The sequence below is a fragment of the Microbacterium meiriae genome, assembly GCF_025143875.1.
Taxonomy (GTDB): Bacteria; Actinomycetota; Actinomycetes; order Actinomycetales; family Microbacteriaceae; genus Microbacterium; species Microbacterium meiriae.
In genome coordinates this window covers 13,575-30,312 of the sequence record NZ_JAMBDU010000026.1, presented here as the reverse complement: position 1 = coordinate 30,312, position 16,738 = coordinate 13,575, and the positions used below count along the sequence as shown (strand labels likewise).

The following is a 16,738-nucleotide window of genomic DNA, read 5'->3' as shown; positions in this document are numbered from 1 at the left end:
CGATGTCCAAGGTTCTCAGCAGCGCCGGCGTCCTCCTGATCGCAGGGCTTATCGTCGTGGTGCTGATGTTCGACTCCTTCGGGAATCAGCAGGCATGCAACCCGTCCGCATCGGTCGTGGACCCGACGTCGGTTCCCGAGGGACCGGTGAGCGGGTACGGACATGAGCAGTTGGTGAATGCGGCGATCATCGCGAAGGTCGCCGCTGATCGTGGGCTCCCTGCCCGCGCGCAGCTCATCGGCATCATGACCTCGATGGGCGAGTCGTCCCTGGTCAACGTCGGCTACGGCGACGACATCAACGGCGTCACCAACCCGGACGGCACGCCCACGTGCTCGCTCGGGTTGTTCCAGCAGCAGTGGTGCTTGGGCTGGGGGACGCGGGAGCAGGTGATGGACCCTGTGTACGCGGCGGGTGCGTTCTTCGACCGACTCGCCGGGATCTCCGGCTGGGAGACGATGGAGCCGACGCTGGCGATCAACCGCGTGCAGGGCAACTCCGACCCGTACCACTACGCGAAGTACGAGGGCGCCGCGAACGAGGTCCTCGGCGCCCTCGGCGGCGTCAAGCCGGGCAGCGGCGGGTGCGCCGGTTCGGGGGAGTGGACGTCCTCGTTCGACAGCACGGCCGACGTCGATCTATCCGACGTGTACGGCATGCGGACCGCGACGCGCATGCACAACGGTATCGACCTGGCGGCGTCAGAAGGGACGCCGCTCCTCGCGGCATCCAGCGGGACGGTCAAGAGCCTGTCCAAGGTTGATGCCTCTGCGATGGGCATGTACGTGCGGATCGAGCACAGCGACGGGATCGAAACGCAATACCTGCATCTGAGCCAGGTCTTCGTGAATGCCGGCGACAAGGTCTCGGCTGGACAGCTCATTGGGGAGGTCGGAAACACCGGGAGATCGTACGGTGCGCACCTGCATTTCGAGGTCATGGTCGATGGAGAGTACGTTGACCCGCTCCCGTTCCTGCAAGCGCGCGGCGTCGACTACTGCACGCTCGCGACTCCGACAGGCTCCAAAGCGTTGAACGCCTGCAGAAAGTGAAGAAGGGAATCACCATGACCACTCGAACACAGGCGGCCGCAGTTCTCGTCGCGGCCACGATCGCTCTGAGCGGCTGCGCCGCGGGGACGGCATCGGACCCGGCCCCGACGGCCACCGCAAGCCACGGGGACCACGACCACGGAGACCACGACATAATCGTGCCCTCTCCGACCTCGACGCCGGACCTTGACGCGGCCGCCACAGCCGCGGTCGACGCGCTTAGGGCGTACGCCCAACGGGATCTCGACTACCCGACATGGTTCGAGCAGTTGAAGCCGCACCTGCACTCCACCGCGATTGAGGCGTACAGCACGCTGCAGCCGTCCCGTATCCCGGCGATGACGATTCAGGATGGTGCAGAGGCCGCGCCGACGTCGACGGACGTCTACGCGGTCGTGTACGTCCCCACGTCGGTTGGGGAGTACACGATCGAGCTGCGCCGCGACGACCCCTCCGCTGAGTGGGGCGTGACCCGCTTCCAGCCCTCGAACTGATCCAGGAGAGGACAACGGTGTCTGTCTACGACCACGACGTCATCACCCGCGCTCGGATCGTTCGGGAGCGCCTGGCGCAGCTGCGGGCACATCAGACGGAGGAGCGGCAGCGCCTCCACGCGCTCGCCCTGCACGAACTCCTCGATGCGGGGTATTCGACCCGAGAGGCGGGCGAACTGCTCGGCCTGTCCCGCACGTTCGTCCACCGGGTCGCGTCCGGGGCAGCGGAGCCGCCCGAGGAGCGGCCCGAGTTTGAGGAGATCGACGCCGCCGTGGAGCAATTCATCCTCGGCTGATCCGCGAATAGCGGATTGGAGGATTCACACAGCACTACGGCGCCGACGCCGCGGCGCCGGTCGACGTCGACCAGGTGCACGTCTGTGACCTTCCGACAACGACTCGGCCGAGCTCGATCGCTGAAACCCACAAAGTGCCCTCCCCGCGATCGCGGGGAGGGCACTGGAGTTTGTAGGGTGCAGACAGGTGGGGTCAGCGGTCCAGGCCGCGCCCGCGATCGCGGTTCTTGGCGACGTCGTGCGCGATGGTCGTGGCCTCGGTGTCCTTCGCGCTGCGGGCGGCGATCTCGCCGCGTGTGCGCGTGGGACCGTGGTCGACGTCGACGCCCCACCAGCGCGCGTGATCCTTGCTCGTCGACCGACCGGACGATGCAGCGGGGATCTCCGCGGCCGCCACGCTCTCACGAGCTGCGGCGCGCAGGGCTGGCTCATGCGTGTGCCGGATGATCTCGCTGGATGCGGCGGAGAGGCGCCGCATCGTCTCGTGGAGATCTTCGGCCACCTGGGGGAGGTGCGAGACTCTGGCGGCCGCCACGACGAACTCACGCACCCACGCGCGACCCTCGCGACTCGTCATCGCGGAGGCGCTGCGGCCGGCCTCGATCGCCCGCCGAGCATCAGCGGCCGCGGTCTGGGCGACGTCGGCCGTCACGGTGCGGTCGTAGAGGACGCCCTGCGCGCGCGTGGCGACCGTGATCCGGTCGACGAGGCCGCGGGCCACCAGCTGCTCCACAGTGACGGGCATGGCCTCGTACGCGGCCTCGTGCGCCGCTGAGGGCGTCCACCGGTTCTGATCATTGCCGGCCGCCTCTCCGAGGTAGCGGGGGCCTTGACCCCTGATCTTGGACACGCTGATTCCAGCATGAACGCTGGGGAAGCGAGAATCCAAGGATGGCAAGGAAGAACTACACGGACGAGTTCCGGCGGCGGGCGGTGGACCTGTATGAATCGACGCCCGGTGCGACGCTCAAGGGCATCGCGGTCGATCTCGGGATTTCCCGCGGGGCGTTGAAGGAGTGGGTCGACAAGCTCGGCTCCGGGACGACCGCGAGCGGCGGCGTGGCTGTGCCGGACGGGCCGCGGCCGGAGTCGCAAGCGGCACGGGTGGCCCGGCTCGAAGCGGAGAACACGGCGTTGAAGGCGGAGGCCCGCAAGCTCGAGACGGAGCGGGACATCCTCCGTCAGGCCGCGAAGTATTTCGCCGGGGAGACGAACTGGTGAACCGCTTCCAGTTCGTCGAGGACCACAAGGACGCCTACGGCGTGAAGCGGTTGTGTGAGGTCATCGAGATCGCCCGATCCTCGTTCTACGCGTGGCTTGCAGCGGCGCCAGGACGATCCGAGCGTCAGGCCGCGGACGCGGCGTTGGTGGCACGGATCCGGGTGCTGCAGGACCCCGCCCGGGGCGGCGACCGCGCCTACGGGTCGCCGCGAATCACCGCCGACCTCAACGACGGCGTGCTCGCGCAGGAGCGGGTCAATCACAAGCGCGTCGCGCGCGTGATGCGCGAACATCAGCTCGCCGGGATCCGACTGCGGCGCCGGGTGAAGACCACGATCCCGGACCAGTCCGGGCGCCGCTTCCCGGACCTGATCGAACGCGACTTCAGCACGGGTGAGCCGAACCGCAGGTACGTGGGAGACATCACCTACTTGCCTATCGCGGGCGGCACGAACCTCTACCTGGCCTCGGTGATCGATCTCGGGTCTCGCAAGCTCGCCGGCTGGCAGGTCGCTGGCCACATGCGCACCGAAGCCTGAGGGTCTGGCTACGCCGACGAGCATCTACAGGCCTTCCAGGGCTTGATAGAGGTCGAGACGATGCGCATCTGCGTGAGATCCCACGTCGAAAAAAACGATGTGGCATACGGGAGAAAACCCTCGAACGCGTAATGGCGCCGGATAGGGCTCATCCGGCCTGAGAGCGATCGGGTAGAGCAACGCGACTTGATCGGTCCGGAGTCCGGAGTGACGCCCGTAGGCAACCGCCTGATAGATGTCCGCTCGCCTCACGCGGATGCGCTGCCCGCGCGTGGGCGTGAGATCAATCATCTCGTCGGGCTCGATGGATGTCGACGGCATGACATTTTTGTACTTGGCGTCGAGGACGAGCCTGACACCATCTGGACGGCGGATGACGTAGTCGGGTTTTACGGGCGTAGAACCGTTGACGCGACCGCTACCGTCGATGAGGGTTGCCCGATGCCGTCCTCTCACACCCGACGCCCCGGGCCACGCGTCGAGCACATTCCGGAGCGCTTGTTCATAGAGACCGTTCAACGACCACATAATCGCGTCTTGTGTGTGTCCGCCGATCTCCGTGGAGACGTAGGTGCCCTCGAGAAGCGCGGTAGTGAACCTCACGATCGGCGCGTAGTGGCGCAGAGGTCCAGAAAGGTTGAATCGGCGGGCATCCTGCGGTCGAACGGAAACGTCAGATACCCCAGCGAACATGGCGAGCGTTCGCCTCGTGAGCTCGTCGAGTGCGGTGCGTGCGGTGTCGAGAGGGACAGCACGTGCGAGGACGGCGGCCTGTCGAAGGCCTGCCTTGAGATAGCGGTTTACTGCGGTGTCATGTGTCGGCTCGGTGAAGCGGGCGGGGATGACATGCGGTCGGGCCTGCGCGAGTGATCGATTGAGGTAGCGCGCGACGTCGATCCGGCCGCGCACCCGGCCAATCAGGTCTTCCTCTCGAACGACGTAACCTCGGCGAAGCCAGCGGGTCGCGAACGCGAGGACCTCGGCAACATACCAACCCAACAAGCAAGCTGCCGGTTCCGACCTCAAAGCCGCAAGGTTCGCGCGAGCGTCCGTTAGCTTCTTCCCCACGCTCTTGGAGCCGTATGCCCAATCGGCGAGGAAGAAAAGGTCCAGACCCTGAATCTTCGGCGTGACCTTCAGGTGAACAGGGACTCCCTCTACATCGACGCGCGCAATTCCGGTGAAATCCGCAGCCCGGACTGTCCAGTCCTCGTCGCCGGGTGCCTTCTGGAAGGTGAGGTTGAGGTCCTGCCACCGATTGGCAGGTACAGCCTCAATAAGCGCGTTCGTCGCCCTGGCCGTTGATTGCTCGGCGATTAGGAGCGTCGGCATGCCGACGTCCCAGTCTGCGGCAGCGTCAGGCATCGCCCGACTGTTCAGACTCGTCGCGTGCTCCACTCGAAGTAATCCAAGCAAGCAATGCCGCCTCCACGGAGTCCTGCTTGTTCACGTCTCTGCCCACGCCGACGGTGCTCAAAACGGAAGTCAGCTTCGCGCTATCGACCAGACCTTCAGCTGCATATTCGTTAAGCAGTGGCACGACTTCGTATGCGAATCTGCGTGCGACCGAGCTAAGGGATTCAGCTTCGTTGTGGGCGTCTCCCGATGGAAGGAAGTAACTGTGGCCGACTGCTAGTGCAGCGTTGTTGTCCGCGTTGGTGAAGAGTCCGGAGACCGCCTCGAAGAGGTGGCGGGCGGCGTCTCTGTCTGCGGTCCCTAGCCAGGCTGCGTCATCGATCACCGATACATCGGGCTCCAGGGTGATAAATGTGAAGCGTCTCCGCAGTGCGTAGTCGATCAGAGCAATGCTGCGATCGGCAGTGTTCATCGTGCCCAGCAGAACGAGGTTCGAAGGGAGAATCATGGACGCGTTACCGTCCACGCTGTAGGGAGTCCGCACCGGTTCGTCGCGGTATTCCAGTGCGTAGAGAAGCTCCCCAAACACTCGTGCGATGTCTGCGCGGTTCATCTCATCGACGATGAGGATGATGTCGCAGTCGCTTCCGGCCTCGCGCAACTCGACAGCAACAGCGGCGAGGAAACTGAGCACGCGATGCTCTGCGCGAAAGGTCACCCCACTCGCACTCGGCACCGGGGTGAGTGTCCGCACGAAGTCTTCATACCCGTAACTTGGATGGAACTGCGCGATGTCCCAGACTGCCGTCAAACCCAGGCGAACCGCCTCTTCAGCCACGTCATGGGGCGTGCGTTCGTTGGTAGGGAGGCTTTCCAATATCGCGGATACATTTGATTCGCTCTCGCGACCAGCGGCAGCCCAGTCGATGTAACGCTTGGCGATGAAGGTCTTTCCAGTCCCCGGCGCTCCCTGGAGCACAATCTGCTTTCGACGTCGCGCTTCATCGTGCAGCAGGCGCAAGCTGCTGGGAAGCGCCGCGCGAGCAGACAGAGACTTCGTCGTACGCGGACGTGCAGCTAACCGGAACTCCTCCTTAGAGAGACCGAACCAACGGTTTGCTTTCCATAGAAGCGCGAGCTCGACAGAGTCGCCGCGCTTTGCCACGATCTTGCTTACCTGCCCCCGGATGCGCTCCTCAAGGAACTCGACGACAGCAGGCACAAACTGAGCCGTGCGGAGGAAGCGAACCGCCCCGATGATGGTGCCCCCGTGCTTTTCTGGCTCGAAAAGCGGCACTGCGGCCGCCTGGTTCAAGAGCGTGGAGGCCGCTTTCCTTGCAGTGCCCACGACGCCCAAGGCCTCGAACGCGCGGGTCACAACGTCGGTGGAGAATCCGGCCCTATCGAAGGTCCCATCCGCGCCTGCGAGCGTGTTCTCGACGACCTCGGCGATTCGCGGTTCCGCAAACACCCGCGCTGCCCACGCCAACGCATTGGCTGTTGCTGTGTCGCCATTGCGGGCCGCGCGAAGCCAGGCGTCATCCGCGAGTATGCCGCCGTGGAACGTGAACATACTCTCGATCCAGCTGGACGCTGACTCGGCGCTGTTCTGAGAGGCGATGTCAGTGACTTGCTGGAGACTCATCCCCGGTGTGACCTGAGCCGCAGTGGTCGTCAAACTCGCGAGGGTCGTGTTCCTCGTCAGAGACATGTGTTCGAGCCCAACATCCATGGCCCGATGCTATCGGCGCTCGAAGCGGCGGTAATGCAGTGCGACACGCGCGGCGGATCAGATGCATTACGTCCAACCCAAGATCTAAAGTAGCCTCATTCCCAAGATCTAATGGAGACGACCGTGACCCTGATTGCCGAACCCGTCCGCACGAGCATGAGGACTGCTGATCCACTTCGGGCAGAGCAGGCTCCCCCTCCCCTCCCCAGCATTGAGGGTGGATTCCAGACTGTCTATGCCGATCCTCCCTGGCAGTTCCAGAACCGGACGGGCAAGGTAGCCCCCGAGCATCGTCGCCTTGACCGATACTCGACGATGACGCTCGACGCGATCAAGGCTCTACCCGTAGCAGATCACGTCGCCAAGAATGCACACCTCTACCTGTGGGTGCCAAATGCGCTGCTGCCCGAGGGCCTCGCAGTCATGGAAGCTTGGGGATTTCGGTACGTCAGTAACATCATCTGGGCTAAGCGCCGTAAGGACGGCGGACCGGACGGTCGAGGCGTTGGGTTCTACTTCCGTAACGTCACCGAGATCCTTCTTTTCGGCGTCCGAGGTTCTTTGCGAACCCTTGCCCCCGCCCGTTCCCAGGTCAACATGGTCGAGACACGCAAGAGGGAGCACAGCCGGAAACCGGACGAGTTTTACCCGCTGATCGAAGCGTGCTCGCCCGGGCCGTTCCTCGAGATGTTTGCCCGACGAGCGCAGCCCGGCTGGCATGCGTTCGGGGATGAGGCACCGGACGAAGTCGAACCCAGAGGGCGCGAGCAAAAGGGCTACAGCGGCGGCGAGATCGAGCGAACCTGGCAGCCCGACGAGGCACCGAAACTCGCACCTCACCAACGCTTGGATGATGCGGCTGCGGATGAGATCGCACAGCTCGTGCGCGCTTTCTATGACTCCGGTCAGAGTATCCGTGACATCGCATCAACGACGAACTACAGCATTCAGCGTGTCCGCAGCCTTCTCCAGCACGCAGGAGCTGACCTGCGTCCGCGGGGAGGAACACACTCGTAGGCGGTTCCTGCCCTTATGTCGAGCGCGACCACGCTTCAACTCTTGCGCCGAATCGGTCTGCCGAAACCTATATGCGGCTGACGTTTGCGGAGCGCCTAAACCGCTCGCTGCCCAGGTGCCGCCAGAAACGATCGTTTTCGGTGGGCCTCCGACCGCGAGCTTCTCATCAACGCTGACCCTGGTGAGACTGGACGTGAACACCCCTCGTGAGCCTCAACGCCGATCGTGGCCGGACAGTGATCGATCTTCAGGTCTCCGTCTCATCGATCGGTCGCTCAGTGCGACGGTTCCGCGCCGAGCACCGTCAGGGGACCTTCCTCGGCGGTCGGGGGTTCGAAGTGGTCGAAGTAGTCTGCCGCGACGTCGTTGGAAAGCGCATAGTCGTCCGCGTGCTCGTGGCTCCGTGCCGCGAGTCGTCCCAGTGCGACTGCCCTTGGCGTCGCGAGATAGATCGTCTCAGGCACTACTCCAAGCGGGCGCAGCAAGTTCCGATAGATGAGACGGGCACGCTTGGACCAGAACGAGAAGTCGAGTACCACGTCTTGGTCAGCCGCGACGAGCGCGATGAGGCGGGCGCGGAGCTCCTGCTCGATCTCTTCATGCACATCGCTCGGCAGGGGCATCGTCCGGATGCCCCTGCGCCAGGCTTCCTGGTCGAATGAAAGACGAACCATGCCTTCCGCTTCCAGTCGCCTCGCAACGGTCGACTTTCCGGATCCCGCCGGCCCGCACATCAAAACAACTCTGATCATCACTCCGACGATAGCCCCGCCCGCTCTGGCAACGATCATTTACGGCAGACGCGAAGGTCAAACCGGGCGTAGTGAGGCAGCCGCTCCCCGCCACGTCTCGATGGCAACTCGTGTTTCAGGCGCGATGCACGATTCGCTAAACCAGGCTTCGAGATCCAAGTTCCCGTACATGTCGCGGAACGCGGATTCTGCGGTGTGGCCGAATCGGCCAAGGATTTGCTGTCGTTCTTCGACCTCAATAGATCGTTCGTGCAGCGCAGCCATCGCGTCCGCGTTCGTGAATGACTTGAGGTAGTCGGCGACGGCGGCATCGTCGGTGACATCGACCGCCCTCAGGAGTACGGCGGCGACGAGGCCGGTTCGATCCCACCCTGCCGAGCAGTGGAAGAGGATCGCTCCATCATCGGCGTCAGCGATCGCGTTCAGTACAAGCGCGAGTCTGTCTGGAAGCGCCTGGAGGTGCGCGAGATAGTAGAGGGGCGTGCCCCACCGGCCATCCTCTTCATACTGCTTCCAGAAGTCCGTCTCATCGCTGCCGTCAAGATCTACGTGGATGCGCTTGACCGCCGGGGGACTTGTCCCGTCGACTCATCTGGTCGACGAAGGTCGATCACGGTGCGTACTCCGTGGGACTCCTACCGCCTCGCCCACACCCGACAGGCAACTCCAGCGGCTCAACGTTAGGCCGGCGGAGACAGGTCACGCGGATGGCTTCGTGTCTGGCCGGGTGCCAACGGGCGCGGTCTGAGAAACGTCTGTCCAGACCTCGGTCATCTCGCTAATCAGTCCATCCCGTACTCGGACGAACGTCGCACATTCAAAATGATCCACACCCTCACGACCGCGCCCCGTGACATGCGAACGACAGGCCGCTCGGTCCAAATCTCCAACGATCTCTTCAACACGCAGATGATCGAACCCCGGATACTCCGAGTTCAGCCGGATCCAGGACTCACGATCGAACGACTCACCGGTATGCACGTATCGGCAGGAGAAATCGTCATGTAGATACCCACCCAAATCACCCCACCGGCGGTCATCGATCGCGGACATCAGGCTACCCAGCAGCTCAACAGCAATCACACCCTCAGGCTACTGGCCCTGATCGACACCTACCGGGGTCCGACCCGCATCCAAACATCATTAGTGGTCCCAGATCAGAGTGACAAACCGGTCCCAGATCAGATTGACATTCTCACTCCGGCTCGTTCAGGATCGCGACCCCCGGGGGCAGCAACGCACGCACGGTCGCAGCGTCCGGAGAGCGGGGGGATTGAGTTCGCATTATGTGCGAAAGTATCGCATGATCTGCGAACTGGCGTCAAAAGCCGGGACAAAATACCAGGCCAGATGCAATTTGCGATCACCTTCTCACTGCCATCGGGGCGAATGAAGCGAGGATGGAGCGGCATCCATGCGAGGTCGTGGGCAAGCTAACCCAGGAGAGTCGTGGCAACCGGCGTATTCGCATCTACCGAGAACATGTCGTCTTCTAACTTACATAATATCTATTATCGGCTTTTCCAAGCACCGTTGAGCCGCCCCCTTCATTCGGTCCGGACGTTCTGTGAGTCGTCGGTTTCCATTTGATGGGTGCACTGTCGAGCGTACTCGGCTGGGGGTAGGTAGCCGAGCGAGGAGTGCCGGCGGTGGTGGTTGTACTCGTCCTTCCAGTCGCCGATGATGACCTGCGCGTGCAGCAGCGAGTAGAAGCTGTTGATGTTGAGGCACTCGTCGCGGATCCGGCTGTTGAACGACTCGACGTACCCGTTGCGCCACGGCGAGCCCGGAGGGATGTAGGACAGGCCGGTGCGGGTGCCGGCCCAGTCGGCCATCGCCTCGCTGATGAACTCCGGCCCGTTGTCCGACCTGAGCACCGCCGGGGCGCCCCGGGCGGCGACGAGGTCCTCGAGGTGGGCGGTGAGTCGGTCGGCGGTAATCGAGCGCTCCACGAGGCCGCCGATGCACTCCCGGGTGTGTTCGTCGACGATCGAGCAGATCTTGATCGGTCGGCCGTGCTCGTCGGCGTCGAACTGAAAGTCCACCGCCCACACCACGTTCGGCGCGTCCGCCGTCGGCGCGTCGACGGTCGAGGACCCGACGCGCTTGCGTCGACGCCGCTGCGGGACCCGGAGCCCTTCGTCACGCCACAGGCGTTGGATCTTCTTGTGGTTCACCACCCACCCCTCGGCGCGGGCGTCGTGATACGCCCGCCGGTACCCGTAGCGGGGATGGTCCTTCGCCCAGGCGCGCAGCCACTCCCTGAACGCCCGATCCGGGTCCGCGACCGTGTCGCCCTTGAGCGGTCGCCGATACGCGGAGCGGCTCAGCCCGACCAGACGGCACGCCATCCGTTCGCTCACCCGCAGCTTGCGCTTGAGGTGATCGACGGCGGCGCGGCGCCTGTCCGGGCTTAGAAGTTTCCCTCAGCCAGCTCCTTGAGCGCGGCCTTCTCCAGCTCCGCTTCCGCGAGCAGACGCTTCAGGGTCGCATTCTGCTTCTCCAGCTCCTTCAGGCGCTTTGCGTCGTCGGCCTTGAGGCCGCCGTACTGGTTCCGCCACCGGTAGTACGTCTGCTCGGACACCACGAGCTCCCGGCACACCGCCGCGACGTCCTGACCGTCGGCGAGCATCCTGTCGGCCTGCCCGAGCTTACGGACGACCTGCTCCGGGGTGTGACGCTTCCTGCTGTTCGTCATGATCTGACCAGTCTCCCTGCCCGCGACCGCGGACAACAGGACGACTCTCATAACGACTGGACCTACGAAACGGGGTCAGCCCACCGTCTTTATCGAATATTTATTCGCAATCCAGAATGGGCTAACAAGCGCTATGTCGGGGCGCCTGGGATGGTCCCACTCCAGGTGCTGTGATGGTCGTCCCATGAGATACAGTCCCAAGGAGATTGTGAAACGGCTGATATGGGCGTGAACCCCGATAATGAATTGGTTCCCACTTATGTCGGAGCCCTCCTGCAGTGTCGGAGTGAGCGTAGAGGTCTACAGTGAGGGTGTGTATCCCGAAGCCGCGTCTTTCGCCGCACGCGCCGCCGGCGCCTTCATTGCCGCTGTCGCGACTCCCATGACACCCACAAGACACGTCGATAAGCGCGTGCTGGAGGCTTACTTTGGCGGTGTTATGGAGCGAGGAGCCACCGGGCTCGCCGCTGGCGTCCACACCGGACGCGGTTCGGAACTCTCTCTCGACGAACGCATCCTCGTTGTCGATACGGCGCGATCATCGAGCGAGATCGTGGTCACCGGAGTGTATCCGCAGGATCGGCCGAACGGCGACGCCTGGCTCAAAGCAGCTGTGTCTATTGGCGTCGACGCCCTCCTCGTATTCCCTGACAACTGGTCATCGCCGGAGTCAGCCCGAGACCGCTTTGACGAGATTTGGGAGCTGACTCGCACGCCGCTCATTGTCTTCGACCTCTATACAAAACCAATACCGGATTCTACCCTCGCCGAGCTACTCGAGCATCCTGCTGTCGCAGCATTCAAGCCTGCTCGCCTGCGCGATGCCACAGCATCGGAGCGGGGCATCCGTCGAGCCTCCACCGCCGGACGCTGCGTGCTCACGGGAGAAGACCTCATGTTGACGGAGAGTCTGGGATGGGGGGCTTCCGGCGCGCTTGTAGGCCTAGGAGCAGCGTGTATCGAGCTGACGGCAGCGGCAGTGTCCCGGCGAGCGGAAGCTGGCTTCCTCAGCGAGATGCAGCCATTCATCGATCTGCTCGCAGAGGCAACCTTCCATGAGCCGATGGACGCGTACGTGCAGCGCATGCTCTGGATTGCCGTCGACGAGGGCCTCATCCCGCCCGAGTTTGGGTATGATCCACTCGCCTGCGACCGCACAGGCGATGCGGAGCGTCAGTACGTCGTCGAGGCCGCGCGTCGTGCACGGGCGGGCGTCACTGCTCTGCTACAAAGACGTTCTTTCGGCTGAGGTCCGCGGCGCGGCTGAGCTGACGGAGCACAACGAGGCTGTGCTGCCACGACCTCGGTGCAGGTTCGCCTCGCCCGAGCGCGAGAATCTGCGACGCAGCGGCAACGTATCCGAACGGGTCGGCGGAGTCATCCGGAAAGCTCACCGTGGACGTGGAGGTTGCCGTGTGGTATTCGAACGCATACCGTTCGGAATCTGATGCACCGATGAGGGAAACGGTAGCGCCGAGCCCGTCCGAAAAGCGCAGCAATAGCTGGGCCGAGTCTCCTCCGTTCAACTCAGGGTAGGCCCGCCGTCCGCATTGGACGGCCTCGACTTCGAAGTCTTCCCCGACGGTTGAGGCCAGGACATCGAATGCGTGCACCCCGATCACCGGTACGAGCCCGCGCGCGCCCGATTCTGCGGCCTGCCAGGCGAAGGCGGGGTCCCGCCACCAGGAGACGTCGTGGCGGAGAGTCGCCTCTACGGCGACGAGCTGTGAGCGTTCGATGGAGGCCTGCGCCACTGCAGGGGCGAAGGAAAGCACTGACCCGGTGAGGAATGCGCTCGTCGCATCGCGCAGAATGGCTTCGATTTCGTCCACCTGGGCGATAGTCACCGCGGCGGGCTTGTTGATGAAGACGGGAACGCCGGCGGCGCACAACGCTCGTAGCGCGGCGGCCACCTCTTCGGGGCGGACCGAAATAATCGCGACGTCAGGGCTGGAAGCGAGGACCTCGCTCACGGTCGGGAACACACGTGTACTCGGGTTGTCCGCGGCGAACGACGCCATGCGACCGGGCCGTCCGCAAGCTACTAGTTCGACCGCGGGATCCAGCGCACGCAGGTTGCGCGCGTCCGAGAACGGGTGGCTCGTCTCTAGGCCCACGAATGCGATCCTCATATGCACGTACTCTCCTCTGCAGGTCGGGACTGCCACCGACGACTGATTTCGGCTAATTCCGAAATCAACACGCTATCGTGTTCAACAACTTACGCCGAGGACTGAAGGGTATCCGTGAAGGCTGTCATCGGAGTAGTCGGACCGCTCGACCTCATCACTCCTGTCATCAGTGCCGTTTCAGAGCTTCCCGGAACGAAATTCGTCCCCTATCCGTATACACACGAGTCGGGCGCGCCCGATATCATCACCGCCGCCGCAGCCGAAGTCGATGGGTGGCTATTCACTGGTCTCATTCCTTATTTCATTAGCCGAGAACATCTCACTCGACCTGCTACCTACGCCGAGTACAGCGGATCGACTCTGCTCACGGCACTCATCCAGCTGCTCCGCGAGGGTCACGACGTCACGCGTTTGTCCATCGATTCACTCAGCGGTCACAGCGTCGCAGAAGCGCTCCGGGAAGCGGACGTGCCGACCTCAACCACGAGAGTGCTTGAGTACAAGCCCGGGGTGACGTCCGACGAGATCATCCGCTTCCATCGGGAGGCCAAGTCCGAGAGCTATGTCGTTATTACCTGCATCTCCTCCGTATACGAGGCGCTTCGGGATGAGATGACCTGTATACGCCTTGCTCCTTCACTCGATGCGGTCCGCATCGCAGCGAACGAGCTCCTTCTTGTCTTGACCAACCAGGTCAACGAAGATTCGCACGTGGTGATTGGCCTGCTCAGCGCAGGCCCGCAGCTTTCGCTGGACCACCCTGCGGTGATGGCGGGCGCGGCGGCGCTATCCGGAGTCCTGGCCACTGCGGCCACGGGAGAGATCCTGCTCGTGACGAACCGTGCGGGTCTGCATCGCGCCAGCCGCAATCTCACCACCGCACCGATTATTGATCAGCTAGCGCAGGAGGACCAGGTCGCGCACATCGGCTTCGGCACGGGGAACTCCGCCATAGAAGCCGAACGCCTCGCGTACCATGCACTCGCCCGCGCGAAGGCACATGAGCAGTCGACCGCCGTGGTCTCTTACCGTCACGAGATGGACTTGACCTTCGGCACGAGGCCGATCCCCGACGCCGATGCCTCAGACGCGGGCGCCGGCGTCGCAGCTGCGCGCGCCGGCCTCTCTGTGTCCAACATTCAGCGCTTGCAAAGGTTCTCTCGGGCGGCACCCGGCCCATGCACGACACGCGATATCGCTGAGCACCTCGACGTCCAGATGCGCACCGCACGCCGGATCGTCCATCGACTCGAGCTGGCTGGATACGCAGTGCGAACAGGCAAGCAACCGACGGAGGCAGCAGGTCGTCCCCTCACCCTGTATCAGCTCCGCCTCTGAAGCTCTTCGTGTCCCGAGTGGTGATCAGTTCAGCCAGCGATCGAGATGTTCGGCGATGAAGGTGTCGTCTCGGAGAAATGGGTAGGCGTCCCAGATCCGGTCGATCTCTTCCGCTTGCCCGGGTGAGAGCACCTCATTTTCATCTAGCAGCCAAGTGCCGCCGAGTAAGCCGTGCCGCCGCAGCACTTCGTGTACACCGGGAATAACGCCGCGAAAGTCGTGGCGCGCGTCGAAGATCGCCGAGTTGGCGTCCGTCAGAGCTTGACTCATCTCTAGCGCCTCCCGCAAAGCATCGTCATCGCCCTCCTTCGCCCGACGAGTGAGCTCGAGGGTGTGTACGGCAACGCGGGTCCACACGGCCCACTGCCCGAGAAGCCCGCCCCTGAACGAGAGCCGGACCGGCTCTCCGGCACGGTCGCGGGTGGGGAACTCACTCAGAAGATCAAAAATGATGTTGTCATCGTTCCCCGTATACAGCGCAATGTCCTCGGCACGCCCCGATCGGGCCAGTCCGTGGAGGACATCGAGGGTCGCGTAACGATCGAACGGCGCTACCTTGATACCCACGATGCCCTGGATCTCGGCGAGGCGCTGCCAGTAGTCCTGAGAGAGATACTGACCTCCTACAGCCGGTTGCAGGTAGAAGCCGATTACAGGCAGTATCTCCGAGACAGCTCGGGCTCGTTCGAGCAGCTCTTGTTCCTCTAGTCCACCGCAGCCGTAGCTGGAGAGCAGCGCGAAGTCGTAGCCTAGCTCAGCTGCGAGAGCGGCCGTACGTGTGGCAGTGGCCGTGTCACCGGTGACACCGGCAACGAGGAACGGTGGTTTGTCGTACTCGCCGGTCGTCTCGCTCACCAGCTCCAGAAGCGGACTCAGGAGATCGCGATGTCGATCATGGATGCTGAACTGGCTGGAGTGCACGGCGACGGCCAGTCCGCTAGCCCCCGCTTCTATGTGATATCTCACCAGCGCCCTCTGGTGCCGCTCGTCGAAACGGCGGCTGCTGTCCAGGGCAAGTGGTTGAGCTGGGATGACCCCCCCGCTCAGGAGTCGCATACGCGCGTCCGCGATTGTGTCGCTCATCAGAATCTCCCGTCGCTCGTCTGGAACTTGGTGGGTCTGCCGTGGGTGGCTCCGCCCGCAGCGATCCAGTCCGCGGTCGCGTCGATTAGGGCATCGAGAGTGACCGACGGGTATCCAAACAGGCCGAAGCACTTTGCCGCGTTGGAGAGGAAAGCGACTTGGCTCTCTTCCCCACGGAAGTTGACATCCCGTCCGAGGCGTTCGGCCAGCCGCGATGCCGCATAGCGGATTGATACGGTCTCGGGGCCAGTCACATTGATCACAAACGGCGACGCCGCCGCTGCATGAAGGAGCGAACGAAGCGTCACCTCGTTTGCGTAGCCCTGCCAGACGACATTCGCGGCCGGCATGGACAGGTCGATCGGGGTACCCTCGAGGATCATGGTCGCGAGGTCGATCAGGATGCCGTACCGCATTTCGACGGCGTAGTTGAGGCGGATTAACGCGAGCGGCGATCCCGTCCGCGCAGCGAAATGGGTGAGGATGCGCTCCCTCCCCACGCACGACATCGCGTAGTCCCCGATGGGTGCAACAGCGGCCTCTTCGGTGCATCCCCCACTTTCGGCGGGGACCATCGGATAGACGGTTCCGGTCGAGAGCGCTGCGATCCGTGCCCCGGCGAACCGCTCGGCGATCCTCCCAGGCAGATAGGCGTTCGTCGCCCAAGTGGACGCGGCGCTCTGGGTGCTACCAAACTTTTCCCCGACGAGATAAACGACGTTCTCCGCATCGGGGAGTTCGAAGAGGGCTCGCTCATCGGTCACATCGGTGGCAACGGTGCGGATCCCAGGTCCCCGCAGCTGTTCCTCGGAACCGGGGGAACCAAAGCGCGAAACGGCAATGATTTGCCTGGACGCTCCCGAGGCCTGTGAGGCGTTTGCAGCGAGCTTCACGAGGCTCGGTCCGAGCTTTCCTCCCGCTCCGATAACGATGATGTCCCCGCTCAGCTCCGCGAGATCCCCTATGAGGGCTTCGCTGGGCTCCGCGAGTCTCATCTCGAGCTCTTCCAATGTGCGCATGTCTCTACC

General features: G+C 63.5%; 16 protein-coding genes and 1 pseudogene. 7 read left to right on the top strand and 10 right to left on the bottom strand.

Annotation, left to right across the window (positions count from 1 at the left end):
* Positions 1 to 2 precede the first annotated feature (2 nt).
* Genes M4D53_RS14335 through M4D53_RS14325 form a run of 3 tightly spaced genes read left to right on the top strand, consistent with a single transcriptional unit; the run spans position 3 to position 1,842 of the window.
* On the top strand, positions 3 to 1,052 hold the full coding sequence (locus tag M4D53_RS14335) for a M23 family metallopeptidase (RefSeq protein ID WP_259954665.1): 1,050 nt from the start codon (positions 3 to 5) through the stop codon (positions 1,050 to 1,052).
* Positions 1,053 to 1,066: 14 nt separating this feature from the next.
* Positions 1,067 to 1,546 (top strand): hypothetical protein, encoded by a 480-nt coding sequence (locus tag M4D53_RS14330; RefSeq protein ID WP_259954664.1) that lies wholly within the window; start codon positions 1,067 to 1,069, stop codon positions 1,544 to 1,546.
* A 17-nt stretch (positions 1,547 to 1,563) separates the two neighbouring features.
* Complete coding sequence (locus M4D53_RS14325; protein WP_259954663.1) at positions 1,564 to 1,842, top strand: helix-turn-helix domain-containing protein; 279 nt, start codon at positions 1,564 to 1,566, stop codon at positions 1,840 to 1,842.
* Positions 1,843 to 2,035: 193 nt separating this feature from the next.
* On the opposite strand, the gene M4D53_RS14320 is transcribed toward M4D53_RS14325, so the two are convergent.
* Entirely contained in the window at positions 2,036 to 2,692 is a 657-nt protein-coding gene (locus M4D53_RS14320; protein WP_259954662.1) for a DEAD/DEAH box helicase family protein, read from the bottom strand.
* A 41-nt stretch (positions 2,693 to 2,733) separates the two neighbouring features.
* On the opposite strand from M4D53_RS14320, the pseudogene M4D53_RS14315 reads away from it, so the two are divergent.
* Positions 2,734 to 3,596, top strand: a pseudogene (locus M4D53_RS14315) (IS3 family transposase); the annotation flags it as partial.
* 30 nt (positions 3,597 to 3,626) lie between these two features.
* Here the strand turns inward: M4D53_RS14315 and M4D53_RS14310 are convergent.
* Complete coding sequence (locus tag M4D53_RS14310) at positions 3,627 to 4,967, bottom strand: 5-methylcytosine restriction system specificity protein McrC (protein ID WP_259954661.1); 1,341 nt, start codon at positions 4,965 to 4,967, stop codon at positions 3,627 to 3,629.
* A complete protein-coding gene (locus tag M4D53_RS14305) occupies positions 4,960 to 6,690 on the bottom strand; it encodes an McrB family protein (RefSeq protein ID WP_259954659.1) in 1,731 nt (576 codons plus the stop codon). The genes M4D53_RS14310 and M4D53_RS14305 overlap by 8 nt, the downstream gene beginning before the upstream one ends.
* A gap of 123 nt (positions 6,691 to 6,813) precedes the next feature.
* Here M4D53_RS14305 and M4D53_RS14300 point away from each other — a divergent pair, with 123 nt between their 5' ends.
* Complete coding sequence (locus tag M4D53_RS14300) at positions 6,814 to 7,707, top strand: MT-A70 family methyltransferase (RefSeq protein WP_259954657.1); 894 nt, start codon at positions 6,814 to 6,816, stop codon at positions 7,705 to 7,707.
* A gap of 275 nt (positions 7,708 to 7,982) precedes the next feature.
* Here M4D53_RS14300 and M4D53_RS14295 read toward each other — a convergent pair whose 3' ends face one another.
* From M4D53_RS14295 to M4D53_RS14280, 4 genes are all read right to left on the bottom strand, one after another.
* On the bottom strand, positions 7,983 to 8,459 hold the full coding sequence (locus M4D53_RS14295; protein ID WP_219846283.1) for a P-loop nucleotide/nucleoside kinase family protein: 477 nt from the start codon (positions 8,457 to 8,459) through the stop codon (positions 7,983 to 7,985).
* 57 nt (positions 8,460 to 8,516) lie between these two features.
* On the bottom strand, positions 8,517 to 9,014 hold the full coding sequence (locus M4D53_RS14290; RefSeq protein WP_228385707.1) for a tyrosine-protein phosphatase: 498 nt from the start codon (positions 9,012 to 9,014) through the stop codon (positions 8,517 to 8,519).
* 144 nt (positions 9,015 to 9,158) lie between these two features.
* On the bottom strand, positions 9,159 to 9,542 hold the full coding sequence (locus M4D53_RS14285; RefSeq protein WP_259954652.1) for a nuclear transport factor 2 family protein: 384 nt from the start codon (positions 9,540 to 9,542) through the stop codon (positions 9,159 to 9,161).
* 464 nt (positions 9,543 to 10,006) lie between these two features.
* A protein-coding gene (locus M4D53_RS14280; protein ID WP_087132324.1) for an IS3 family transposase occupies positions 10,007 to 11,157 on the bottom strand; the annotation gives its coding sequence in 2 pieces (ribosomal slippage) (positions 10,007 to 10,887 and positions 10,887 to 11,157; 1,152 coding nt in all).
* A gap of 286 nt (positions 11,158 to 11,443) precedes the next feature.
* Here M4D53_RS14280 and M4D53_RS14275 point away from each other — a divergent pair.
* Positions 11,444 to 12,406 carry a dihydrodipicolinate synthase family protein gene (locus tag M4D53_RS14275; RefSeq protein ID WP_259954646.1) on the top strand — a complete coding sequence of 321 codons (963 nt, stop codon included), beginning with the start codon at positions 11,444 to 11,446 and terminating at the stop codon, positions 12,404 to 12,406.
* Here M4D53_RS14275 and M4D53_RS14270 read toward each other — a convergent pair.
* Positions 12,372 to 13,289 carry a Gfo/Idh/MocA family oxidoreductase gene (locus tag M4D53_RS14270; RefSeq protein ID WP_259954645.1) on the bottom strand — a complete coding sequence of 306 codons (918 nt, stop codon included), beginning with the start codon at positions 13,287 to 13,289 and terminating at the stop codon, positions 12,372 to 12,374. The genes M4D53_RS14275 and M4D53_RS14270 overlap by 35 nt on opposite strands.
* A gap of 114 nt (positions 13,290 to 13,403) precedes the next feature.
* Here M4D53_RS14270 and M4D53_RS14265 point away from each other — a divergent pair, with 114 nt between their 5' ends.
* Positions 13,404 to 14,627 (top strand): hypothetical protein, encoded by a 1,224-nt coding sequence (locus M4D53_RS14265; protein WP_259954644.1) that lies wholly within the window; start codon positions 13,404 to 13,406, stop codon positions 14,625 to 14,627.
* Between the two features lie 24 nt (positions 14,628 to 14,651).
* On the opposite strand, the gene M4D53_RS14260 is transcribed toward M4D53_RS14265, so the two are convergent.
* Both M4D53_RS14260 and M4D53_RS14255 read right to left on the bottom strand, forming a co-directional pair.
* Positions 14,652 to 15,710 (bottom strand): dihydrodipicolinate synthase family protein, encoded by a 1,059-nt coding sequence (locus tag M4D53_RS14260; protein WP_259954643.1) that lies wholly within the window; start codon positions 15,708 to 15,710, stop codon positions 14,652 to 14,654.
* On the bottom strand, positions 15,710 to 16,729 hold the full coding sequence (locus tag M4D53_RS14255) for an NAD-dependent epimerase/dehydratase family protein (RefSeq protein ID WP_259954642.1): 1,020 nt from the start codon (positions 16,727 to 16,729) through the stop codon (positions 15,710 to 15,712). Before M4D53_RS14255 ends, M4D53_RS14260 begins: the two co-directional genes overlap by 1 nt.
* Between the last annotated feature and the right edge of the window lie 9 nt (positions 16,730 to 16,738).